Origin of the sequence: Acidihalobacter yilgarnensis (assembly GCF_001753245.1) — a bacterium.
In the GTDB taxonomy this organism is placed as follows: Bacteria; Pseudomonadota; Gammaproteobacteria; order DSM-5130; family Acidihalobacteraceae; genus Acidihalobacter; species Acidihalobacter yilgarnensis.
In genome coordinates, this window is the sequence record NZ_CP017415.1 from 2065985 (window position 1) to 2087939 (window position 21955).

At 60.0% G+C, this 21955-nt stretch carries 25 protein-coding genes and 1 tRNA gene; 3 read left to right on the forward strand and 23 right to left on the reverse strand.

The window, feature by feature from the left end; all coding sequences use genetic code 11:
• Window positions 1–74 precede the first annotated feature (74 nt).
• From bamB to BI364_RS09900, 17 genes are all read right to left on the reverse strand, one after another.
• Entirely contained in the window at window positions 75–1241 is a 1167-nt protein-coding gene (gene bamB / locus BI364_RS09820) for an outer membrane protein assembly factor BamB (protein WP_197495665.1), read from the reverse strand.
• 2 nt (window positions 1242–1243) lie between these two features.
• Window positions 1244–1894, reverse strand: a complete 651-nt coding sequence (locus tag BI364_RS09825) for a YfgM family protein (RefSeq protein WP_070078579.1) — start codon at window positions 1892–1894, stop codon at window positions 1244–1246.
• Entirely contained in the window at window positions 1891–3180 is a 1290-nt protein-coding gene (gene hisS, locus BI364_RS09830) for a histidine--tRNA ligase (protein ID WP_156782701.1), read from the reverse strand. The genes BI364_RS09825 and hisS overlap by 4 nt, the downstream gene beginning before the upstream one ends.
• 16 nt (window positions 3181–3196) lie before the next feature.
• Window positions 3197–4144, reverse strand: a complete 948-nt coding sequence (locus BI364_RS09835; RefSeq protein WP_070078581.1) for a helix-turn-helix domain-containing protein — start codon at window positions 4142–4144, stop codon at window positions 3197–3199.
• Between the two features lie 4 nt (window positions 4145–4148).
• Window positions 4149–4916 (reverse strand): type IV pilus biogenesis/stability protein PilW, encoded by a 768-nt coding sequence (pilW, locus tag BI364_RS09840; protein WP_070078582.1) that lies wholly within the window; start codon window positions 4914–4916, stop codon window positions 4149–4151.
• Window positions 4913–6022 carry a 23S rRNA (adenine(2503)-C(2))-methyltransferase RlmN gene (gene rlmN / locus BI364_RS09845; RefSeq protein ID WP_070078583.1) on the reverse strand — a complete coding sequence of 370 codons (1110 nt, stop codon included), beginning with the start codon at window positions 6020–6022 and terminating at the stop codon, window positions 4913–4915. The genes pilW and rlmN overlap by 4 nt, the downstream gene beginning before the upstream one ends.
• Window positions 6023–6031: 9 nt before the next feature.
• Complete coding sequence (gene ndk, locus BI364_RS09850) at window positions 6032–6463, reverse strand: nucleoside-diphosphate kinase (protein ID WP_070078584.1); 432 nt, start codon at window positions 6461–6463, stop codon at window positions 6032–6034.
• Window positions 6464–6622: 159 nt separating this feature from the next.
• The gene (gene iscX, locus BI364_RS09855) at window positions 6623–6823 is read right to left on the reverse strand and encodes a Fe-S cluster assembly protein IscX (protein WP_070078585.1); all 201 of its coding nucleotides are present in this window, start codon (window positions 6821–6823) and stop codon (window positions 6623–6625) included.
• 19 nt (window positions 6824–6842) lie between these two features.
• Window positions 6843–7181, reverse strand: a complete 339-nt coding sequence (gene fdx / locus BI364_RS09860) for an ISC system 2Fe-2S type ferredoxin (protein ID WP_070078586.1) — start codon at window positions 7179–7181, stop codon at window positions 6843–6845.
• Window positions 7182–7233: 52 nt separating this feature from the next.
• On the reverse strand, window positions 7234–9105 hold the full coding sequence (hscA, locus tag BI364_RS09865; RefSeq protein ID WP_070078587.1) for a Fe-S protein assembly chaperone HscA: 1872 nt from the start codon (window positions 9103–9105) through the stop codon (window positions 7234–7236).
• A 35-nt stretch (window positions 9106–9140) separates the two neighbouring features.
• Window positions 9141–9692: a Fe-S protein assembly co-chaperone HscB gene (hscB, locus tag BI364_RS09870; protein WP_070078588.1), complete on the reverse strand. Its 552-nt coding sequence runs from the start codon at window positions 9690–9692 to the stop codon at window positions 9141–9143.
• A 15-nt stretch (window positions 9693–9707) separates the two neighbouring features.
• On the reverse strand, window positions 9708–10031 hold the full coding sequence (iscA, locus tag BI364_RS09875) for an iron-sulfur cluster assembly protein IscA (protein WP_070080008.1): 324 nt from the start codon (window positions 10029–10031) through the stop codon (window positions 9708–9710).
• A gap of 32 nt (window positions 10032–10063) precedes the next feature.
• Window positions 10064–10471, reverse strand: coding sequence for a Fe-S cluster assembly scaffold IscU (gene iscU / locus BI364_RS09880; RefSeq protein ID WP_070078503.1), 408 nt, complete (start codon window positions 10469–10471; stop codon window positions 10064–10066).
• A gap of 33 nt (window positions 10472–10504) precedes the next feature.
• Window positions 10505–11728 carry an IscS subfamily cysteine desulfurase gene (locus BI364_RS09885; protein ID WP_070078589.1) on the reverse strand — a complete coding sequence of 408 codons (1224 nt, stop codon included), beginning with the start codon at window positions 11726–11728 and terminating at the stop codon, window positions 10505–10507.
• A 23-nt stretch (window positions 11729–11751) separates the two neighbouring features.
• Entirely contained in the window at window positions 11752–12264 is a 513-nt protein-coding gene (locus BI364_RS09890; RefSeq protein WP_070078590.1) for an Rrf2 family transcriptional regulator, read from the reverse strand.
• 53 nt (window positions 12265–12317) lie between these two features.
• Window positions 12318–13127, reverse strand: a complete 810-nt coding sequence (gene cysE, locus BI364_RS09895) for a serine O-acetyltransferase (RefSeq protein WP_070078591.1) — start codon at window positions 13125–13127, stop codon at window positions 12318–12320.
• 37 nt (window positions 13128–13164) lie between these two features.
• Window positions 13165–13920, reverse strand: a complete 756-nt coding sequence (locus tag BI364_RS09900; RefSeq protein ID WP_070078592.1) for an RNA methyltransferase — start codon at window positions 13918–13920, stop codon at window positions 13165–13167.
• Between the two features lie 86 nt (window positions 13921–14006).
• Between BI364_RS09900 and BI364_RS09905 the strand changes: the two genes are divergently transcribed.
• Entirely contained in the window at window positions 14007–14795 is a 789-nt protein-coding gene (locus BI364_RS09905) for an inositol monophosphatase family protein (RefSeq protein ID WP_070078593.1), read from the forward strand.
• A 100-nt stretch (window positions 14796–14895) separates the two neighbouring features.
• Here the strand turns inward: BI364_RS09905 and secF are convergent, their stop codons facing one another.
• The 5 genes from secF to queA form a co-directional block, all read right to left on the reverse strand.
• Window positions 14896–15825 carry a protein translocase subunit SecF gene (gene secF, locus BI364_RS09910; RefSeq protein ID WP_070078594.1) on the reverse strand — a complete coding sequence of 310 codons (930 nt, stop codon included), beginning with the start codon at window positions 15823–15825 and terminating at the stop codon, window positions 14896–14898.
• 14 nt (window positions 15826–15839) lie between these two features.
• A complete protein-coding gene (gene secD / locus BI364_RS09915; RefSeq protein ID WP_070078595.1) occupies window positions 15840–17693 on the reverse strand; it encodes a protein translocase subunit SecD in 1854 nt (617 codons plus the stop codon).
• Between the two features lie 24 nt (window positions 17694–17717).
• Window positions 17718–18056 (reverse strand): preprotein translocase subunit YajC, encoded by a 339-nt coding sequence (yajC, locus tag BI364_RS09920; RefSeq protein WP_070078596.1) that lies wholly within the window; start codon window positions 18054–18056, stop codon window positions 17718–17720.
• A gap of 64 nt (window positions 18057–18120) precedes the next feature.
• Entirely contained in the window at window positions 18121–19236 is a 1116-nt protein-coding gene (gene tgt / locus BI364_RS09925; RefSeq protein ID WP_070078597.1) for a tRNA guanosine(34) transglycosylase Tgt, read from the reverse strand.
• Complete coding sequence (queA, locus tag BI364_RS09930) at window positions 19233–20258, reverse strand: tRNA preQ1(34) S-adenosylmethionine ribosyltransferase-isomerase QueA (RefSeq protein ID WP_070078598.1); 1026 nt, start codon at window positions 20256–20258, stop codon at window positions 19233–19235. The genes tgt and queA overlap by 4 nt, the downstream gene beginning before the upstream one ends.
• 72 nt (window positions 20259–20330) lie before the next feature.
• Here queA and BI364_RS09935 point away from each other — a divergent pair.
• Window positions 20331–20417, forward strand: a tRNA-Leu gene (locus BI364_RS09935).
• Between the two features lie 48 nt (window positions 20418–20465).
• Here the strand turns inward: BI364_RS09935 and BI364_RS09940 are convergent.
• Entirely contained in the window at window positions 20466–21227 is a 762-nt protein-coding gene (locus BI364_RS09940; protein ID WP_070078599.1) for an EAL domain-containing protein, read from the reverse strand.
• 130 nt (window positions 21228–21357) lie between these two features.
• Here BI364_RS09940 and BI364_RS09945 point away from each other — a divergent pair, with 130 nt between their 5' ends.
• Window positions 21358–21924: a hypothetical protein gene (locus BI364_RS09945; RefSeq protein ID WP_197495666.1), complete on the forward strand. Its 567-nt coding sequence runs from the start codon at window positions 21358–21360 to the stop codon at window positions 21922–21924.
• The last annotated feature ends 31 nt before the right edge of the window (window positions 21925–21955 follow it).

Sequence of the window (21955 nt, forward strand, 5' to 3'; positions counted from 1 at the left end):
TTGGGCTTGCTACGGCGGAATTGCCGTAGGTGAGTCATACCCGTTGGCGACGAAGAGCCGACAACGGGACATTTCTACTTGCCAATACGATACATCGCTAACGTGCCGTCCGCCGCTTGCACATAGAGATCATGCCCGACCACCACCGGCGGTGCGTCGATGGGGCTGTCGGTCAGGTGTTTACGAGCAACGAAGGCGCCATTCTGCAGCGACAACCAGTGCAAATACCCTTGATAGTCGCCCACCACGAGATAATCTCCATCGATAACCGGCACGGTCGCTTCGCGAAAACGCAGGGCGGACTGCTTCCACAGCGAGGCGCCCGTCGCAAGGTCGAGTGCCCAGATAGCACTGTGTGAGTCGGTAACATAAACCGCGTGGGTACCGACCGCCAGTCCAACGTAGGACGACATCGGGTGCGACCAGAGCAGCTGGCCCTTGCCCAGCGTTGCCGCAACGACCCGACCGTGATAGCTCGCGGCAAACACCACACCATCGATCACGTCGATACGGCCACTCACGTCGACCATGCGTTGCAGCTCCGAGGCGCCACGCGGCTCGGCAACCGTCAGTTGCCACAAAGGCGTGCCATCGCTAAGACTGAAAGCCGCGATCTGACCCGTCGAAAAACCAGTCACGACCGTATTCCCGCTGATCACGGGCGCCGTCTTACCACGCAGGATCAGATTGGGCGATTCAATCCCTTGATTCCAGATGATGTTGCCCGTGCTCACATCCAGAGCGATCACCTTGCCTGCATTGGTGTGAATCACGACCTCACCCTGCGCTGGCTTTGAAATCGCCATCACCTCGCTACCGAGCTGCGTACGCCAGATCACCCCGTGGGTCTTGATCGAGACGGCGACGACATTCCCGTTCTGGGTGCCCAGAAACAGCATGCCCTCGCCTCCACTGACCCCGGCGGTCAAGTGCTGGCCAATTTTGACGCTCCACAAATGATCGCCACTCGCCGCCTTGAACGCGTAGAGCTTGCCTGCCTGATCCGCGGCATACAGCACACCGCCGCTCACCCAAGGCTGGAGTCTCAGCAGATACCCCCGATTGCCACTGCCCAACGAGGCACTCCAAACCTGCTTCACTGCCAGCGATGACTTGATCGGCGCCAACGGTGCGGGTGGGCGGGTATTCACCGGCGTTTCGAATAGGCTGCAGCCACCCAACACCAGACTTGAAATCACAACGAGGCCTGCAACAGCCGCTTGCCGGAAAATACCTTGCATGGTCATTTGCCTCCTTGTGCCGCTGGCGCCGGCAATGCATCAAGCTTCATTTCGAGGGTACGTGTCGGCAAGCCCATGGCCTGCGCGCCCGCCAATGCTTCCTCGTAAGCGTCGCGCGCCTTGACGCGGTCGCCTTTGGCTAACCAGGCATCACCGGTCAGGGCCTGCGTCAGCGGCAGATAGGCTTCGCTGAATCCACTGGACAGCAGCTTCAGGGCCTCATCGGATTTCTTCTGCGCTATCAGAACTCGCGCAAGCCGAAGCGCCGCGATCTCGCGCAGCGCCTTTTGTGAGCCATGATCGACTACCCAGCGCAGATGCTTAGCGGCTGCATTGAGATGCCCATCGAGTACGGCCTGTTTGGCCAGCATGAATGAGGCGAGCGCGGCATAAGGGGTTTCGTCGTATTGCCGGATCAAAACCTCCGCCTGCCCCTCCCATTGCTTAGCATCGCCGCGCTTGCTGGCGGTCTGCAACTGGCTGTAGAGCGTCGAAGCCTTCAGGTCTTCGCGCCCGCGATAATAGGCCCAGCCCTTCCAGGCGAAAAAACCGATCAAGCCGACCACCAGCGCCAATACCAGCCAGCGACCATAGCGCCGCCACCAGCGTTTGGCCGATTCGAGCTCCTCGTCTTCCACATGGTATGCCGTCATGAATCCAGACTCTCCTTCGCGCACAGCGCCAACAAATTCGTGACCAATTCAGTTTGTGCCACAAGCCTCTGAGGCTCATCATCGCGCAACGACTTGAGCGCCACTGTGCCATCGCGCAACTCATCTTCGCCGAGGATCACCGCCACACGCGCACCGAGCTTGTCCGCGCGCTTGAGCTGAGCCTTGAGGTTTCCATCGCCGCAATGCGTAAGCACGCGCAAGGTCGGAACCGCTTCACGCACCGCCTCCATCAGCTTCGTCGCGGTGGCTCGCGCGCCGTCGCCGAGACTCAGACAGTACACATCCGGCGCCTCTTCGGCGGGCAGCAGTTGCTGTGCCTCCAGCAACGCGAGCAGACGCTCCAGACCCATGGCAAAACCGCACGCCGGTGTAGGCCGTCCACCCAGCTGGGGTATCAAGCCATCGTAACGCCCACCCGCGCAGATCGTGCCCTGTGCACCCAGGTCATCGGTAATCCACTCGAACACGGTATGCGAATAGTAATCGAGTCCGCGCACCAGGCGGGGATTGATCTCGTAAGCCACACCATTGTCGTCCAACAATCCGCACAACAAGTCGAAGTGCTGGCGCGAAGCCTCGTCGAGCGCGTCCAGTAGCTTTGGGGCGTCTCCCAGCACCGCGCGCGTACCTGCATCCTTGCTATCGAGGACACGCAGCGGATTGCTCTCAAGCCGACGGCGACTATCCTCATCGAGCGCGTCTTTGTGTTGCCGCAGATAGGCCGTCAGCGCCTCGCGGTAATGTATACGCGTCTCGGGACTACCCAGCGAATTGATTTCAAGGCGGATATCGCGCAGGCCAAGCTCGCGCCACAATCGCGCGCTGAGCAGAATCACCTCGACATCGATATCCGGCCCGGCCATGCCATAAGCTTCAACGCCGAGCTGATGGAATTGCCGGTATCGGCCCTTCTGCGGACGCTCGTGCCGAAACATCGGGCCGACATACCACAGGCGATGGAGCTGATTGTGCAGAAAGCCATGCTCGATGCCGGCGCGAACGCAGCCAGCGGTGCCTTCCGGCCGCAGACTCAGCAAATCGCCGTTGCGATCTGCAAAGGTATACATTTCCTTTTCGACGATATCCGTTACCTCGCCGATCGAACGCGCGAAAAGCTCGCTCTTCTCAACGATGGGCAGCCGAATCTGACGGTAGCCGTAGGCCGTGACGACACGACGCGCCACCTCTTCCAGGTGGCGCCAAGCCGTGGCGTGCTCGGGCAGGATGTCGTGCATCCCGCGAATGGATTGTATGCGGTCGCCCATGGAATTCCTTTCGTATTTAAGGGCTCGTCTTCGTGCCGGCATCGGACGACGGCGCCGACACTTCAAACCGTGCGGTATGGTTGGCACGGATATGCGGCGCAATGTCGATGGCGTGCCCGTCGATGCTTAGTTGGACACCCTGCGCGTAGCCCAGGAATATCGAAAAGGGCGCGGCCCCTGTCAGCAGACGCTGTGTACCGGTATCCAACAGGCCATAGACCAACTGCTTGCCGTTGGCATCGTCGATTTGGACCCAGCTGCGATGTGTGAGGTTCAGACGCAACTGCGATAGTCCGGCCGCCTGTACAGCGGCAGTGGAGCGGGTTGGGGACTGCTTGGGCGCTTCGACCGCTGGGAGAGACACCGCTGGGACAATTGCGACATCAGTCTGCGAGGCTGCAACCGATGGAATCGACGCCGCGATCGGGGTTCTGAGTGTGGATAATACCGGCAAGGCAAGCGTGCCAGAATGCCCCATCGCAGGCAATATCGAGGTTTTAGATTCGGGGACGCTCGGCTGCTCGACAGCCGCTACGGTCCGGGCAGCTGTTGTTTGCAGGTGGGTATACCACCATGCGGCCACCAGGATCAGCACCAGCGCGGCTGCGCTGCCGAACGCATAAATACGCCCACGCAGTGCCATATGATCGGTCATGTCCGTCGCCGACCGAAGAAGCGGCTCGGTGGGATGGGCCAGTGCCTGATAGCTGTCGATCAGCGCCCGCGTATCCAATTCGAGCAGTTGGCCATAGGCCCGCAGATAGCCCTTGATATAGGCTGGACCCGGCAAGGCCTCGAAGTTGTCGGCCTCCAATTCACGCAATACGTTCACATCCAGGTGCAGATGTTTGGCCGCATCCTCCAGCCGCAGCCCCATGGCCTCACGACGCAACTGCAGCTGACGGCCTATCGGCTCGGGGCTGACATCGGTTTCAGGCAACGGCTGGGCGCGGTCGTCATCCATGTCTTCACCGATTTTGTAACAGGGCGCGTGCCTGCGGTGAATTTGGGAACATTCGATACAGATCGCGAGCACAATCTGCGGCGCCGTTCATGTCACCCACCGCGCGTTTGACCTTGAGGCACAAGGCAAGGATATTGGGTGAGTAACGCGCCTCGCCAGTTATCCGCCCCAGATAGGCATCCGCCTTTTGATTATGCCCCTGATCAGCCGCCAGTTTGGCCAATTGATACAGCGCCGGCGAAAAACCCGGCTGTTCGTGTAGTGCTTGTTCGAAGCGCTGTTCCGCGAGTTTTTTGTCGCCCTGTTTGAGCGCGCAGATACCCGCATTTGCGTAGGCGAACTCGGGGGTGTTATAGAGCGGATTACTCCAGGCTTCCTTGAATTGCACGTAAGCGCGGCTGTAATGCCCCTGTTCGCACAAAAAGACGCCGAAATTATTATGGACATCGCCGTCGCTAGGTTTGAGTGCAACGGCCTTGGAGAAATTATCTTCCGCTTCATTATTCTTACCCAGGCGCTGCATCAGCAGCGCGTAGGCATTGCGCACGATGGAGGAATTCGGGTCCTGATTCAGTGCGCGTTTGAGTTTTTCATCCGCAAGCTTGAGATTGCCGGTACGCATGTAATCGATGCCAAGCTGGGCGTTAAGTACCGCGGCGCGATGTTGTTGCGCCTCTTCCTTGCGCTCCTGCGGCGAAGTCGCGCAGCCCGCCAGACTCGCGAGGGCGATGATGACCAGTACGCGTCGAATCCATGTGGCCCCAAGGCTCATACGGTCAAGTCCCGCTCAAGTCTGGCGAAGCGCAATGCGCGGCGGCTACGATCCTGAACCTTGCCGGCCAACTGACCGCAGGCGGCATCGATGTCGTCACCGCGCGTCTTGCGCGTGATCGTGGTCAAACCTGCCGCTATCAGAATATCGCGGAAACGATTGATCGTTTGTGGTTCGGAACGCGTAAACCGCGTTTCGGGGAATGGGTTGAACGGGATCAGATTGATTTTCGACGGCACGTCGTGCAGCAACCTGGCCAATTCACGGGCGTGTGCCGGACTGTCGTTCACATCCTTGAGCATGACGTATTCAAAGGTCACTCGCTGCTTGTGCTTCTTGCCTTCAACGAAACGACGGCAAGCTGCCAAAAGTTCAGCGATCGGGTACTTCCGGTTAAGCGGTACAAGCTGATCGCGCAGCGCGTCATTGGGCGCGTGCAACGAAACCGCAAGACTGACATCCAAACGATCTTTAAGCCGATCCATTGCCGGGATGACGCCTGAGGTACTGAGTGTCACCCGCCGCTTGCCCAGCCCATAGGCCAGATCGTCCATCATCAGCTCCATCGCATCGATCACCGCATCGTAGTTCAGCAGCGGCTCGCCCATGCCCATCAGCACGACGTTTGTGATGACTCGCGAACGGCCGGGATCCGGCTGCAGGTGGCGTTTAGCCACCCACAGCTGGGCCACGATCTCAGCGGCACTGAGATTGCGATTGAAACCCTGGCGCGCGGTAGAACAAAAGGTGCAATCGAGGGCGCACCCAACCTGCGAGGAGACGCACAAGGTGCCACGCCCCTCCTCTGGAATGAATACCGCCTCGATGCAGTTGCCATCGTCCAGGCGCAGCAACCATTTACGGGTGCCATCCGCCGAACACTGTTCCATCACCACCTCGGGTGCGCACACCTGCGCCTCTTCGATGAGACGCAGGCGCAAGGATTTCGCAAGATCGGTCATCTCCGCAAAATCCGCGACACCGTGATGATGCATCCATTTCATAAGCTGACGGGCACGAAATACCGCCTCCCCCCGTTCGCTGAAGTAGGATTCCAGCGCTTCGCGGGGCAAACCGAGGAGGTTCGTTTTCGTGTCAGACATCATGGATAGGGCTCAGCGCGTACGCGCGCAGACTTCATCGGGACCGAAGAAGAAATTCACTTCCTGGCTCGCCGTGTCGACCGCATCGGAACCATGCACCGCGTTTTCGTCTATGGAATCTGCGAAATCCGCACGGATGGTGCCCGGCTCCGCTTGCTTGGGATCGGTTGCACCCATGATCTCACGATGGCGGGCAACGGCATTCTCTCCCTCGAGCACCTGGGCCATCACGGGACCGGAAATCATGAAATCCACCAGATCCTTGAAGAATGGACGTTCTTTATGCACCGCATAGAACGCCTCGGCCTGCTCGCGCGGCAGGTGCAGCATGCGGGCGGCAACGATCTTCAGTCCAGCGCGCTCGAAACGGCTGTAAATTTCGCCGATGATGTTTTTGGCTACCGCATCAGGCTTGATGATGGATAGCGTGCGTTCAACCGCCATTGATTCAATACTCCCTTCCGTCGATAAATAACTTCAAGACGCCATACAGAACAATCGTCGTCTACTGTAGACCCATGCGAAGAACCCGCGTCTGACGCGGGTTCTTCGTGCCCATAGGGGCGGTAAGTTTACTCGCTGTCAAGCCACCCTGACAACGCACTAGCTCCGCTCTTCCATCCAGGCCATCTGAATCGCCTCCAATATCCGCTCATTCGAGCGCTCCGGATTATCCTCGAAGCCATCCAGTGCGCAAATCCATGCGTGCAAATCGGTGAAGCGCACAAAACGCGGGTCGACGTCCGGATGAGTCTCGTCTAGCGCGATTGCGATTTCCAGGCTGTCCTTCCAGGTAAGCGTCATGGGCGATATTCCTAATCCGTCAATGGTTTTCGGAAGCCAGATTGAGGGTATAGCGGGGGATTTCGATCTCAAGATCATCGTCACCCACCGCACTTTGGCAGCTCAACCGAGAATCTGGCTCCAGACCCCAGGCCTTGTCGAGCATGTCTTCTTCGTCCTCGCTCGGATCCTTAAGCGAATCCATACCCTTGCGCACGTAGACATGACAGGTCGTACAGGCACAGGCCTTTTCACAGGCATGTTCGATTTCGATGCCGTTGGCAAGCGCGGCATCGCAGATAGTGGTACCGCTCTCAACTTCGATGACCTTGCCATCGGGGCATAAGTTGGTGTGCGGCAGAAATGTAATACGCGGCATATGATCTCCTGAGCCCCCGGTGGAAACCAGGTCTCCCTGGCCTCCTTCATTATCAAAATTCGTCGACGCGGTGGCCGGACATGGCCGAACGGATCGCCGAATCCATGCGCCTGGCCACAAAATCTCGACTCGCCTCCTCGACCGCCTCGATGGCACGACGGATTACATCCGGATCATCGCTCGTCCGGCAACGCTCCAGCTCGGCGCGCGCCGATTCGATGGCAGAGCGCTCGATGTCGTTAAGCAGACGCTCGCCATCCGCGGCCAAAGCGGCATCCAACGCCTCGATGACGCGGGCGGCATCGACCTGCTCCTCCCGTCGACGACGCGCAAGCATGTCATCGCGCGCATGTTCGATGGAGGCGAGCAGCATTTGTTCGATCTCCTCCTCGGCAAGCCCGTAGGACGGCTTAACCTCCACGCCAGCTTGCACCCCGCTGGTCAATTCTTCGGCAGTCACGCCGACCAGGCCATCCGCATCCACTTGGAAGGTCACGCGAATACGCGGGGCACCCGCCACCAATGGCGGCAGACCGGACAATACGAAACGCGCCAGCGAGCGACAATCGTCGACCAGCTCCCGCTCGCCCTGCAGCACGTGGATTGCCATCGCGCTCTGTCCGTCTTTGAAGGTGGTGAATTCCTGCGCGCGCGCCACCGGAATCGTGGTATTGCGCGGAATGATTTTTTCGACCAGCCCACCCATCGTCTCGATGCCCAAAGACAAGGGGATCACATCAAGCAGCAGCAACTCACCGTCGGGTTTATTGCCGGCCAGAATGTCCGCCTGAATCGCAGCCCCCACGGCCACGACCTTGTCAGGATCGATATCGACGCGAGGCTGCCTGCCGAAGAAAGTCTCGACACGTTCACGCACACGCGGCACGCGGGTCGAGCCACCCACCATGACCACATCACCGATCGCCTCCTGCGATACACCGGCATCGCGCAGTGCGCGGCGGCATGCGGCCAGGGTTTTTTGGATCAATGGGTCAAGCAACGCATCGAGGCGCTCGCGAGTCAAGCGACCCTCCCAACGGCGCCCATCGTCAAGATCGAGCGCGACATCGACGACCTCTGCGTCGGTCAGTGCTTCCTTCGCAGCGCAGGCCTCACGCATCAGACGACGCATGGTGTAGTGGTCCGCCGAGGCATCGAGCCCGGCTTCGGCCATCATCCAAGCCGCGATCTCACGATCGAAATCGTCCCCACCTAGGGCGCTGTCACCCCCTGTGGCCAACACTTCAAACACGCCTCGATTAAGACGCAGCACCGAAATATCGAAGGTTCCACCGCCCAGGTCGTAGACCGCAATCAGGCCATCTCCCCCCTGATCCAGACCGTAGGCTACCGCAGCGGCCGTCGGCTCGTTCAGCAGGCGGAACACGTTAAGTCCAGCCAGACGCGCGGCATCCTTGGTGGCCTGACGCTGGGCGTCGTCGAAATAGGCCGGCACCGTAATCACCACACCCGCGAGTTCGTCGCCCAACGAAGCCTCTGCACGAGCGCGCAAGCTGCGCAGGATTTCCGCCGAAACCTCGACGGCCGTCACATCGCCGGCTGCGGTACGTATACGCGGGACCGTGGATTCGCCCGGAACGAACTGATAGGGCACATGGCCGGCCAGGGTCTTCAAATCCCCTGCAGCCCGCCCCATCAGTCGCTTGATCGAGGCCAATGTATTGAGCGGATCGTCGACTGCGGCGGATTTGGCGACCTCGCCGACGACAGGATCGGCGCCCGCACGATAGCGTACGACTGAGGGCAGGATATGCCTGCCTGCTTCATCGGCAAGCGTTTCCGGCACGCCACTACGTACCGAGGCCACCAGCGAATTGGTGGTCCCGAGATCGATGCCCGCCGCAAGGCGATGAGCATGGGGCGCGGTGGACATGCCGGGTTCGGCAATCTGGAGTAATGACATGGCTCAGGTATGTTTTCAGTCGGTTCGAGGTGGGGTTAGGCGTCTTGATCTTCCAGCCGCTCAGCCATTTGATCAGCCTCATTGAGAAGGCGCGCGTAGAAACGCAGCTGGAGCACCGCGCGCTTGGCGTCGTCCAGTTCGCCCACCGTGTAAGCTTCATTAAAGTGTTCGAACAAAAGCTCGCAATCTTCGCGCAACCCGCTCATCAGCACTTCCAGCGCCGCGAGCGGATTTTCGGCATCCGCAGTCGCCTCCAACGTCTCACGCAGCTCCAGCTGCCGCATCAAGAAGTCGGTATCCGAGGTCGTGTCACGCTCATCGTCGAACGAAACACCCGCAAGCTCCAGCAGATAGCGCGCCCGGCGTGCCGGATCGCGCAGCGTCTGATAACCCTCGTTGACCCAGGCCGAGGCCTGCACGGCCAGCCGCCGGTCACGTGCCTCGCCACCGGCATGCCGGTCGGGATGGTATAGACCTTGGAGTTCACGATAACGAGTATCGAGGGCGGTCGGGTCAATCGCGAAAAGCCTCGGTTGACCGAACAGCTCGAAATAGTCGCGCCCGAAATCGAATCCACTTAGATCCATCGGGGCGCTCCAACGCTAGACATTGAAGCTTTCACCGCAGCCGCAGCGATTTTTCTCGTTCGGGTTTGAGAACTTGAATCCCTCATTCAAGCCCTCGCGGACATAATCCAGTTCGGTCCCGTCGAGATAGACCAAGCTCTTGGCGTTGATCACGATCTTCACGCCTTGATTATCGAAAACCTCATCACCCTCATCGAGCGAATCGGCAAATTCCATGACATAAGCCATGCCGGAACACCCGGTAGTTTTCACACCAAGGCGCACGCCCACCCCCGCACCGCGATTCGCCATGAAGGTTCGCATACGGTTGGCCGCCGATTCAGTCAGAGAAATCGCCACTGGCTTCACCTCCAAAGTATTCAGCGCGTTGTTCAAGCGGACTGTGCCTGCTGTGTGTTGACGTCCTGCTTGTTCTGGTAGTCCTCGATCGCGGCCTTGATCGCGTCCTCCGCCAACACCGAACAGTGAATCTTCACCGGCGGCAATGCCAGCTCTTCGGCGATCTGCGTGTTCTTGATCGAGCCCGCTTCCGCCAGCGTCTTGCCCTTGACCCATTCCGTCAACAGGCTCGAACTCGCAATCGCAGAACCACACCCGTACGTCTTGAACTTGGCGTCCTCGATCACGCCCGATGCGTTCACCCGGATCTGTAGCTTCATCACGTCGCCACACGCCGGGGCACCCACCATGCCGGTCCCCACGCTCGCGTCGCCCTTGTCCAGGGTGCCCACGTTACGCGGGTTCTCGTAGTGATCTATTACCTTGTCGCTGTAGGCCATCTTCAGGTCCTCCGTTCTATCCGTCTCGCTGCCTTAGTGCGCAGCCCATTGAATGCTTTTGATGTCCACGCCGTCCTGGTACATCTCCCACAACGGCGATAGCTCGCGCAGCTTGCTCACCGCGCTACGTACCTGGGCAATCGCGTAGTCAATCTCGGCGGCATTCGTGTAACGACCGATCGAGAAGCGAATCGAGCTGTGCGCCAGTTCGTCGTCGCGGCCCAGGGCGCGCAGGACGTAGCTCGGCTCAAGACTCGCCGAGGTGCATGCGGAACCCGAGGAGACGGCCAAGTCCTTGAGCGCCATCAGCAGGCTCTCGCCTTCAACGTAGGCAAAGCTGACGTTGAGTATCCCGGCATAGCCGTGCGCCATGTCGCCGTTGAGATACACTTCTTCAAGGTCGTTGACGCCGTTCCACAGCCGGTCGCGCAGCCCGCGTATCCGTTCGAGGTCGGCGCCCATCTCTTCACGCGCTAGCCGCGCGGCTTCGCCCATGCCGACGATCTGGTGGGTCGCCAGGGTGCCAGATCGCATCCCGCGCTCGTGACCCCCGCCGTGCATCTGCGCTTCCAGTCGGACACGCGGCTTGCGCCGGACGTATAGCGCACCGATCCCTTTGGGACCGTACATCTTGTGTCCCGATACGCTGACCAGGTCGACTTCCAGCGCCTGGACGTCGAGCGGAATCTTGCCTGCAGACTGGGCGGCGTCTACGTGTAGCAGTACGCCACGGGCCCGCGTCAATGCCCCGATCGCGGCCAGGTCCTGGATCACTCCGGTCTCGTTGTTCACGTGCATCAGCGAGACCAGTACGGTGTCTTCGCGCAGCGCGGCCTCAAGCTTGCCTTGGTCGATCAGACCGCTCGGCTCGGGATCAAGATAGGTCACTTCGTAACCTTCTCGCTCCAGCTGCCGACAGCTGTCGAGCACGGCCTTGTGCTCGGTCTTGCACGTCACCAGGTGTCGCCCTTTGCGCTGGTAAAAATGCATCGCGCCCTTCAGCGCTAGGTTGTCAGACTCGGTCGCGCCGCTGGTCCATACGATCTCCTTCGGGTCGGCATTGAGCAATCGCGCCACTTCAGCCCGCGCATTCTCGACCGCCGCTTCCGACGACCAGCCAAAACTGTGGCTGCGCGACGCCGGATTACCGTATACACCTTCCCGCGTCAAATACCCGCACATCAAATCCGCAACACGACCGTCCACCGGCGTCGTCGCCGAATAGTCCAAATATACCGGTACCTTTACTACGTCCATCGCTCGCCTCATCCCTAACAGATTCAAATGCTGGTTTGCGTACCAACCGTGACCGTGACCGTTTCCTGAGCGTTCTCAGAGATGCGCAGACGCTGGTGATGCATCGCAATCTGGCGCTCCGCCACCTCGCGGACGCCTTGTCGGCGCATCAGCGCTCCCAGGCTGACGCCACCGAGAAATTCGCGTATCTGGTCGCTAAGATCACTCCACAAGTCGTGCGTCAAGCAACGCTCACGGTTTTGGCAATCGCTCTCACCACCGCAGCGGGTCGCATCGATCACCTCGTCTACCGCACTGATCACATGACCGACCGCAATCGCATCCGCGTCACGCGCAAGGTTGTAGCCACCACCAGGGCCGCGCGTACTCACTACCAGATTCGATTTGCGTAGCCGCGAAAACAACTGTTCTAAATAAGACAGAGAGATACCCTGCCGTGAGGAAACATCTGCCAACGTCACCGGTCCCGCGTCGTTGTGCAGTGCGAGATCCAGCATCGCGGTCACGGCATAACGGCCTTTCGTGGTCAGTTTCATTGCGAACCCCTAGACAACTCTTGAGCTAGACTAGCAATAACATAGCGAAACAGTCAACTATTAGGCGGGGCGGATGGGCGCGCTTCATCCCTATCTATTTCAGATGGTTCGGTCACGCGACTATCGAGTTCGCAATTGACGATCGGAGGCAACTTGCCCGCGTCGACTTCACCACCGAGGTCGCGCACTGTCTGACAAAGCTGAGCCAAACGCTCATCGACCAGATGCGTGTGATCCAATAGACAGTCGATCGCATGCGCGACCGGGTCCGGCGCATCACGAGTGACGCCGTAGGCATCGAAACCCAGCCGGCTCGCGAGTGCCTGCCGACGCTCCGCATCCTCGCCCGTACGCTGGCGAACGATATGCGCCGGAATGCCGACTGCGGTTGCGTGAGCAGGCACATCCTTGAGTACGACTGCATTCGAGCCGACACGACTACCGTCCCCCAGGTGTAGCGGCCCGAGAATCTTGGCGCCTGCGCCGACAACAACGTTGTTGCCCAGCGTCGGATGGCGCTTACCCGGTTTCCAGGAGGTACCGCCGAGCGTCACGCCATGATAGAGCGTGCAATCGTCGCCAATCTCAGCGGTTTCGCCGATGACCACGCCCATGCCGTGATCAATGAAAAAACGCCGACCGATGGTCGCGCCCGGGTGTATTTCAACGCCCGTCCACCAACGTCCGAAGGCGGACAGCATGCGGGCGGGCCAGCGCATGCCCAGATACCATAGGCGATGGCTTCCACGGTGGATCAGCACCGCGTGCAAGCCCGGATAGGTCGTCAGCACCTCAAAGGTGGTGCGCGCCGCGGGATCCCGCTCTAAAACGCAACGAACGTCCTCACGCAGACGATCAAACATGAATAATTCCTCAGTGGGCCGTCGGGAACGATGCCCGCTAGCCGCCGCGCGCCAGCTTGGCTTGGCGCTGTGCGGCGGTCAGGATACCACGCAGCAGATTGACCTCGGTGCGCAGCAAGCGTGTGCGGTTGAACAAGCGTTTCAGGCGTCGCATGAGCTGACGTGGATTCTCACGATCAAGAAACTCGATCTCAGCCAACGCCGCCTCAAGATGCACGTAAAACCGTTCGACTTCGATCTGCTCCGCGTAAGCCTCGCGCGGATCTTCTTCCGATATTGCGGGCGTCGGGTCGTCGACCGGCCCCGCTTCCGCGGCCAATGCCAGCTCGTAACATAACAACTGCACCGCCGCCGCAAGATTCAGCGAACTGTATTCCGGGTTGGCTGGGATATGCACGCGGTAATGGCATCGCTCAAGCTCCGAGTTCGTCAATCCGCTACGCTCGCGGCCGAAGACAATCGCAGCCTCCCCACCCGACTCGGCATTAATACGTTCGGCCGCCTGTCGTGGCGGAATCGTCGGCCACTCCAGACTGCGTGCACGCGCGCTGGTACCCAGCACCAACGTCACCCCACGCAAAGCCTCGTCCAAATCCTGACAGACCAGCGCCCGCGCGAGCACGTCGTCTGCACCCGAAGCACGTGCGGTGGCCTCTGCATGGGGATACGACTCGGGTGACACGAGATACAGCCGTGACAGCCCCATGGTTTTCATCGCACGAGCCGCCGCACCGATGTTGCCGGGGTGCGAAGGCGCCACCAGTACGATCCGAATCTCCTCCAGATCAATCATGCTGGGCGCCCTCATACCAGAATGTGGCATCAATCCAGACCTGAGTCTGGTATTCTTTCGCCCCCGTTTTGATTCGATCAAGCATCATGCATCCTTTTCTTAATACCGCCATCAAGGCCGCTCGTGCGGCTGGTACAGTCCTGCTCCGCAGCAGCGAGCGCATCGATACATTGACGATCGAGAGCAAGCAGCGCAACGACTTCGTCAGCGAGATCGACCGCCAAGCTGAAGAGGTCATTATACGAACCCTGCGCAAGGCTTACCCCGATCACGGCATCCTCGCGGAGGAAAGCGGCCACATCGACGGCAACGAATACGAGTGGGTGATCGACCCACTCGATGGCACCACTAATTATCTCCACGGCTTCCCGCAGTATGCCGTCTCCATCGCATTGCGTTACCGCGATCGCCTGGAACAGGGCGTAGTCTACGACCCATTCAAGGACGAAATGTTCGCCGCCACGCGTGGTGCGGGCGCCACCCTGAACAATCGCCGCATCCGCGTCAGCACCCGTGCCGGCTTAGATGGCGCACTGATCGGCACAGGGATCCCCTTCAGGGAACACCAGGAAATCGACGGCTACCTCAAGATCCTGCGCAGCTTCGTCGGGCAGCCCGCCGGCATCCGACGCGCAGGCTCCGCCGCGCTCGATCTGGCTTATGTCGCGGCGGGTCGCCTAGACGGCTACTGGGAATCCGGGTTGATGCCCTGGGATCTAGCCGCCGGGGCTTTGCTGGTGATGGAAGCTGGCGGTCTAGTCAGCGACTTTTCCGGCGGGGATCGCTATGCCGATAGCGGTGACATCGTCGCGGCCAGCCCTAAGGTGTTGCGTCATATGCTTGGCAATATCCATCAGGGCATGAAGAAGGACTGAAGCCCCTACCCCTTCTTTGCCCGCCGGAAGCACGCGCGCGGACCGGAGAAGGAAGCGTGGGGCACCTAGAGCCCCCGCTCTTCCCACAAGCCCGAGCACATCAAGGCCGGTCGTCGACCTCGCCCTTCTTCACCGGCATCAGATCGGCCTTGCTGATACCGAGCAGCAACGCCAGCGAACTGGCGATATACACAGAGGAATAGGTACCGAAGACCACACCCACCAGCAGCGCCACGGAGAAATTGTGGATCACACTACCGCCTAGGAAGAATAGCGAAAGCAACACCAACACCACCGTGAGCGAGGTCATCACGGTACGCGACAGAGTCTGGTTCACCGCCGTATTGACCACCTCCACGGGAGAACCTTTGCGCATTCTGCGGAAATTCTCCCGAATACGGTCATAGACCACAATCGTATCGTTGAGCGAATAGCCGAGCAGCGCGAGCAAAGCCGCGAGCACCGTCAGATTGAATTCGTATTGGGTGATCGCGAACACGCCCAGGGTCACGATAATGTCGTGCATCGAAGCGATGACCGCACCGATGGCCAGGCGGTATTCGAAGCGAAAGGCGACATAGACCAGGATCGCAATCATGGTATATAGCAGCGCCAAGCTACCATCCTGTCGCAATTCCTTGCCGACGACCGGCCCGACGAATTCCACCTTGCGCAACACGACCTGCCCCCCGGCCGACGCCTGTAGCACGGAAAGCACCTGATCGCCGATCTTGGAGCGGTCTTCATGCAGCTTAGGCGCCACCCGGATCATCACGTCCTGCGCCGTACCAATATTGGTGGCCTGTGCGTCCTTAAAGCCATGTGCATGCAGACTCTCGCGCACCTTTGACAGCGGCACGACCTTGTCGTAATGCACCTCGACCACGGTGCCGCCGGTGAAATCGATGCCGAAATTCAGTCCGCGCGTAGCCAAGGCCACGATAGAGAGAATCACCAGTATCACGGACATCGCCATCCACAAATGGCGTTTGCTCATGAAATTGATGTGGGTCTGTTTGAACTGAAACATGCTGTGTCGCGCTCTCAGATGGCCAGGCTCTTGACGCGCCGACGACCATATACAAGGTTGATAACCGCCCGCGTACCCATGATGGCGGTAAACATGGAGGTCACGATACCGATCGAGAGCGTGACCGCGAAACCCTTCACGGGCCCAGAACCAAAGGCGAACAGCATCACCGCCGCGATCAGCGTCGTGATATTGGAGTCCGCAATGGTACCGAAGGCACGCTCATAACCTGCGTGGATGCTCGCCTGAGGCGTGTTTCCGTTGCGTAGTTCTTCACGTATTCGCTCGAAAATCAGCACGTTGGCGTCCACTGCCATACCAACGGTCAGGGTGATACCTGCGATACCCGGCAATGTCAGCGTTGCCTGGATCATCGACATCACGGCGACGATGAGCACCACATTGGCGATCAATGCGAGGTTGGCGACCAGTCCGAAGATACGGTAATACACCGCCATGAACAGCACCACGAGCAGGAAGCCGATCACCGCCGAATTGAAGCCTTGCTGGATATTTTCCTTGCCCAGGCTCGGGCCAACGGTACGCTCTTCGATAATAGTCATCGGCGCGGCCAGGGAGCCTGCGCGCAACAGCAGTGACAGGTTGCGGGCCTGCTGAGGGCTGTCGAGGCCCGTGATCTGGAAGCGTTTACCCAGTTGTTCCTGGATACGCGCCACGTTGATGACCTCTTCGCTCTTCTGGTGACTCACGACCTTTTTGCCGGCGACCATATGCGTCACCGGTTTGCTCTCGATGTAGACCACCGCCATCATTCGGCCGACATTATTGCGCGTGGCATCGCTCATCAGGTGCGCGCCCTCGGCATTCAGGGTGATGAATACCGCAGGCGAATTGCTCTGCTGGGCAAAACCCGAGGCTGCGTTCACCACATAATCGCCGGTCAGGATGACGTGGCGCTGCAGCAAGATCGGCGAACCATTGCGTTCATGAAACAAGCGGGTATTGGGGGGAAGATTCCCAGTACGCTCGACGTTCGCGGCATTGCCCTGCTGCGACACCAGCCTGAACTCCAGCCCGGCCGTAGCGCCGAGGATATCCTTGGCGCGCGCGGTGTCCTGCACACCCGGCAACTCGACCACGATGCGGTCCTTGCCCTGCTGCTGGATCACCGGCTCGGACACACCGAGTTCGTTCACGCGATTACGTAATGTCGTGATGTTCTGTTCCATCGCATAACGCTGGGTCTCCGCCAGCGCAGCAGCACTCATGTGTACGGCAAGCGCGGGCACCCCGTCGCGTTGGACAGGCGAAAACGTGAGATCCGTATATTCCGTGCCCAGCGCCGTCTCCGCCTTGTCACGCTGCGTTGCGTCAGGAAAGCGGATGTATAACGCTTCCTTATCTCGGCTGACTTCCGTGTAACGGATCTGCTGGGCCATCAGGAAACGGCGCATGCCTGTCTCGTCGCGATCAAGCACCTGCTCCACCGCCGCACCCATGTCGATCTGCAGTAAAAAATGCACGCCGCCACGCAGATCGAGGCCAAGATACATCGGTTGCGCACTCAAATCCCGCAACCACTTAGGCGTCGCTGGCGCAAGATTGACCGCCACCACGTAACGACTACCCAACGCGGTTTTCAGTGGCTCGATGGCCTTGAGCTGCTGCTCGGTATCGTAGAAACGGACCAGATAGGTATCGCCTTCGTGCTCGATACGCTTGTAACGTATGTGGTCCTTGTCGAGAACAGTCCCAATCTCGCCACCCAGAGCAGCGCTCACCGGGGTGTCGCGATGGGAGATCTGGATCGCGGGATCTTCTCCGTAAAGATTGGGCAGGGCATAAAGCAGCCCGACCGCAATGACGGCGACGATCAGCAGGTATTTCCAGAGGGGATAACGGTTCATCCGGCAGTATGTCCTGGTGTCGGGTCAGAGGCCCTTGATCGTGCCCTTGGGCAGCACGGAGGTCACCGCCTGCTTCTGCAGCTTGACCTCTACACCTTCCGACACCTCGACCTGCACGAAATTATCGCCAACCGTGGTTACCTTGCCGACGATCCCGCCGGTGGTCACCACCTCATCGCCCTTGGAGAGCGCCTCGACCAAGCGCTTGTGCTCCTTGGCGCGCTTGCTTTGCGGACGGATGATCATGAAATACATCACCGCGAACATGATAGCGATCAAAATCATGAAGTCGAGACCACCACCCGGCTGGGAGGCGACCGCGCCACCCGCCTCGGCGTACGCGTTAGGAATCAAAAAACTCATCGCTCGCTCCTTAAAAAGGCATCGTGAGGTGCGAGGGTGCCCGTACCCCCGCAAAGGCGGCGTATTATGGCACAGCGTTGGCTGGATTTGCGCGCAGGGCCCGGAACTCGCTCACATAAGCCTCCAATCGCCCGGCCGCAATGGCCTCGCGCAGCTCGCGCATCAGCGTCTGGTAGTAATGAAGATTGTGAATCGTATTCAGTCGTGCCCCGAGAATCTCGCCGCACTTGTCCAGATGCCGCAGGTAGGCGCGCGAATAATGGCGGCAGGTATAGCAGCCGCAACCCGCCTCCAACGGCCCGGTGTCGTCGGCGAAACGCGCGTTGCGGATACGCATCACACCCTTGCGGGTGTACAAAAAACCATTACGGGCATTGCGCGTCGGAATCACGCAGTCAAACATATCCACACCGCGCTGCACCGACTCGACGATGTCCTCCGGCGTGCCCACACCCATCAAATAGCGAGGTCGATCGACCGGCAAGGCCGGCAGAGTCGCCTCCAGCGTCCGCAGACGCTCTTCCGCCGGCTCTCCAACCGCAAGCCCGCCGATCGCATAACCATCGAAGCCAATTCCCTGCAGCCCGGCAGCTGACTCCAAGCGCAGCGCCTCGTACATGCCACCCTGAACGATGCCGAACAACGCCGCCGGACTATCGCCATGCGCCACCCGCGAGCGCGCCGCCCAACGCAGCGACAGACGCATTGACTCGCCCGCCTCAGCCTCCGTGGCTGGATATGGCGTGCACTCGTCGAAAATCATCACAATGTCGGAACCCAGCGCGCGTTGCACCTCCATCGAACGCTCCGGCGTCAACATCACCTTGTCACCGTTCACCGGCGAGCGGAAGCTCACCCCTTCCTCGCTGAGCTTACGCAGCTTGGCAAGGCTAAAGACCTGAAAACCACCGGAGTCGGTCAGGATCGGTCGCTCCCAATGCATGAAATCATGTAGGTCGCCATGACGCGCAATGATCTCAGTACCCGGTCGCAGCATCAGATGGAAGGTATTGCCGAGCACGATCTCGGCCCCCAGCCCCTCCAGTTCCTCGGGTGTCATGCCCTTGACCGTGCCATAGGTGCCTACCGGCATGAAGGCTGGCGTCTCCACCGTGCCCCGCGGGAAGTGCAAACGTCCGCGCCGGGCGGGGCCATCCTGGGTCAATAGTTCGAATTTCATCGGGTTCGGGTCAAAAACATGGCATCGCCATAGCTGAAAAATCGGTAGGACTCGGACACCGCGTGCCGGTAAGCCGCCATCACGGGCTCGTAACCCGCGAAGGCGCAGACCAGCATCAGCAGCGTCGATTCCGGCAAGTGGAAATTGGTCACCAAAGCGTCCACCACATGAAAGCGGTAGCCCGGCGTGATAAACAGGCGGGTATCGCCAGCGAATGGACGCAATTCTCCATCCGCCGCAGCGCTTTCCAAACTCCGTACACAGGTCGTACCGACCGCCACCACGCGCCCGCCACGGGTGCGGCAGGCACGCACTGCCTCACAGGTGGCCTCATCGACCTCGGCATATTCCGCATGCATATGATGCTGCGTCGGATCGCTTACGCGCACCGGCTGGAAAGTACCCGCACCCACATGCAAGGTTACGCGCGCCGTCTCCACGCCTCGCTCGCGGATACGCGCCAGCAGCCCCTCATCGAAGTGCAGCCCAGCCGTCGGCGCCGCCACCGCCCCCGAGCGTTGCGCAAATATCGTCTGATAACGCGCACGATCCTCATCTGTGTCCTGGCGTCGGATATACGGTGGCAACGGCATGTGACCGTGGCGTTCCAGAGCATCCAATACACTGGGGACACCCACGAACTCAAGCACGAACAGCTCGCCCTCGCGTCCCTGAACGCAGACTTCCAGCCCGCCTTCGAGCATCAGCAAACTACCCGCCGGCGGACTCTTGCTGGCCCGCACATGCGCCAGCGCGGTGCATTCGCTGGTGATGCGTTCGACCAACACCTCCACGCGCCCGCCCGTCTCCTTTTGCCCGAACAAACGGGCAGGTATCACACGGGTGTCATTGAACACCAGCAAATCGCCCGCGCTCAGAAAGGTGGGCAACTCGGCGACAAGACTATCGACAAGACCGCGCCCGGCATCGAGCGCGAGCATCCGGCTGGCACTCCTGGGCTCTTGCGGCGCCTGGGCGATCAGCGTCTCGGGCAAATCGTAATGGAAGTCACGGGTCAACATGGCGCGCGATGTTAGCACGCCACACGCGCCGATTTGCCTACGCGACAAATTCGGGTACACTCCCGCGTCCATGCCGGGATGGCGGAACTGGTAGACGCGCCAGACTCAAAATCTGGTTTCCGCAAGGAAGTGCGAGTTCGATTCTCGCTCCCGGCACCACTGTTACTTATGGATTCAATAAGTTATCTGTTTTTGGCGTAATTAAAATCAAGCGCCCATTCTGGCAAGCTGCCGTTCCAGTGCGCGGTCGAAGTAGCGCCCCTGCAGATATCGACACCCGATCTTTCGCGCGTAGGCCACATGCGCATCGCGTTCCACCCACTCGGCCACCACCTCGGCGCCCAGGTTTCGGGCGATCTCAACGATCCCGCGGCACGCGATGTCTGCGGCACTCCGGTAGCCCGCCGCCCCGGCCTGAAACAGCGCGCCATCGATCTTGATCCAGTCGGGCCGCACACGGGTCGCGCGGTCCATCCAGTCGTGGCCCGCACCGGCATCGTCGATGGCGACGCCTACGCCCTCCGATTTCAGCGCATGCAAGCGTTTCGTGGCCTTCTCAAGCTGCGCTGGCAAGGCCGGCGTTTCCACCCATTCGACGACAATGCGCCCATGCAGCGGCAGGCGCTGGATTTCACGATAGATTCGATCGTCCGCCAATTGCCGGGTGGTCAGGTTGAAAGTGACATAGGGCGCGCGGTCGAGCGCAAAGGCCATGCCGCGGTCGGCCAGATGGCGGTACCACGATAGCCAGCGGCGGCTGTCTTCCGACGGCATTGCGCGAAACGGGAACTGCGGCCGGTACAGGATCTCAACCCCGCAGACCTGGCGCAGGCTGCTGGCGGACACCAGCGGTTCGAGACACAGGCGTCCAGGACGCATGCGCGCGGTGGCCCAGTGAGTTTGATACAGGCTGCCGGCTGCGGTACTTGCCGCCTCAACGCCCGTCAACAGATGTCCGATCGGTAGCATCGCTTCACCTCGAAGCCAGTCTATCAAAGATCGCGATGCGGGTGCCGCCTATCAAAACCTGCACAATCGGCTTGCGTTCCGCGCTCTCGCAGTAAACTGTGGATACATAGGTTTTTTCGGAGCTTTTCTAATGTACTGGCGCCCCGTGTTTCTCCTGACGGCCACCCTGTTCGCTGCGTTCTCAACGTCGCCGGCCAGCGCCTGGTGGCATGACTACCGCGACGCCAGGCACCCGGTGTTCCCGCGCCGCGATGCGCTGCCAAATCCGCGCCTCACGCCGGGTGCCCTCAACCCTGCCGTAACCCAGGCGAACATCCACGAAACCATTTGTGTGCGCGGCTATACGAGAAGCATACGACCGCCTGAACGGTATACCGAATCGCTCAAGCGGCGCCAGATTCGAGAATACGACTACCCACACGGTATGAACCGGTTGTGGTTCTTCGAGGAAGACCATCTCATCAGTCTCGAATTGGGCGGATCGCCGTCTTCGCCTCGCAACCTCTGGCCTGAGCCTCATCGCGTTGCCGGCGGATGGGGGTCCTATGCCAAGGACCGTCTCGAGAACAAGCTCAACCATCTGGTCTGTTCCGGCAGGCTGCCGCTCGCCGCCGCTCAGCACATGATCGCGCACGACTGGATCTCGGCCTATCGTCGTTACATCGGCCCGGTTCCTGACGATAAAAAGGTCTGGTGATGCCACAGAAATGGAATCAAGCTAATGAATA

Coding starts and splice junctions, on each gene's coding strand:
- hisS (WP_156782701.1), bottom strand. CDS start 3,180: ATGGGCGACCGCATACAATCCATTCGCGGGATGCACGACATCCTGCCC.
- queA (WP_070078598.1), bottom strand. CDS start 20,258: ATGTTGACCCGTGACTTCCATTACGATTTGCCCGAGACGCTGATCGCC.
- BI364_RS09825 (WP_070078579.1), bottom strand. CDS start 1,894: ATGACGGCATACCATGTGGAAGACGAGGAGCTCGAATCGGCCAAACGC.
- BI364_RS09945 (WP_197495666.1), top strand. CDS start 21,358: ATGTACTGGCGCCCCGTGTTTCTCCTGACGGCCACCCTGTTCGCTGCG.
- hscB (WP_070078588.1), bottom strand. CDS start 9,692: ATGGATCTAAGTGGATTCGATTTCGGGCGCGACTATTTCGAGCTGTTC.
- BI364_RS09940 (WP_070078599.1), bottom strand. CDS start 21,227: ATGCTACCGATCGGACATCTGTTGACGGGCGTTGAGGCGGCAAGTACC.
- yajC (WP_070078596.1), bottom strand. CDS start 18,056: ATGAGTTTTTTGATTCCTAACGCGTACGCCGAGGCGGGTGGCGCGGTC.
- BI364_RS09900 (WP_070078592.1), bottom strand. CDS start 13,920: ATGATTGATCTGGAGGAGATTCGGATCGTACTGGTGGCGCCTTCGCAC.
- BI364_RS09905 (WP_070078593.1), top strand. CDS start 14,007: ATGCATCCTTTTCTTAATACCGCCATCAAGGCCGCTCGTGCGGCTGGT.
- secD (WP_070078595.1), bottom strand. CDS start 17,693: ATGAACCGTTATCCCCTCTGGAAATACCTGCTGATCGTCGCCGTCATT.
- bamB (WP_197495665.1), bottom strand. CDS start 1,241: ATGCAAGGTATTTTCCGGCAAGCGGCTGTTGCAGGCCTCGTTGTGATT.
- hscA (WP_070078587.1), bottom strand. CDS start 9,105: ATGTCATTACTCCAGATTGCCGAACCCGGCATGTCCACCGCGCCCCAT.
- fdx (WP_070078586.1), bottom strand. CDS start 7,181: ATGCCGCGTATTACATTTCTGCCGCACACCAACTTATGCCCCGATGGC.
- BI364_RS09885 (WP_070078589.1), bottom strand. CDS start 11,728: ATGGACGTAGTAAAGGTACCGGTATATTTGGACTATTCGGCGACGACG.
- iscX (WP_070078585.1), bottom strand. CDS start 6,823: ATGACGCTTACCTGGAAGGACAGCCTGGAAATCGCAATCGCGCTAGAC.
- tgt (WP_070078597.1), bottom strand. CDS start 19,236: ATGAAATTCGAACTATTGACCCAGGATGGCCCCGCCCGGCGCGGACGT.
- cysE (WP_070078591.1), bottom strand. CDS start 13,127: ATGTTTGATCGTCTGCGTGAGGACGTTCGTTGCGTTTTAGAGCGGGAT.
- BI364_RS09835 (WP_070078581.1), bottom strand. CDS start 4,144: ATGGATGACGACCGCGCCCAGCCGTTGCCTGAAACCGATGTCAGCCCC.
- BI364_RS09890 (WP_070078590.1), bottom strand. CDS start 12,264: ATGAAACTGACCACGAAAGGCCGTTATGCCGTGACCGCGATGCTGGAT.
- secF (WP_070078594.1), bottom strand. CDS start 15,825: ATGTTTCAGTTCAAACAGACCCACATCAATTTCATGAGCAAACGCCAT.
- iscU (WP_070078503.1), bottom strand. CDS start 10,471: ATGGCCTACAGCGACAAGGTAATAGATCACTACGAGAACCCGCGTAAC.
- rlmN (WP_070078583.1), bottom strand. CDS start 6,022: ATGATGTCTGACACGAAAACGAACCTCCTCGGTTTGCCCCGCGAAGCG.
- pilW (WP_070078582.1), bottom strand. CDS start 4,916: ATGAGCCTTGGGGCCACATGGATTCGACGCGTACTGGTCATCATCGCC.
- ndk (WP_070078584.1), bottom strand. CDS start 6,463: ATGGCGGTTGAACGCACGCTATCCATCATCAAGCCTGATGCGGTAGCC.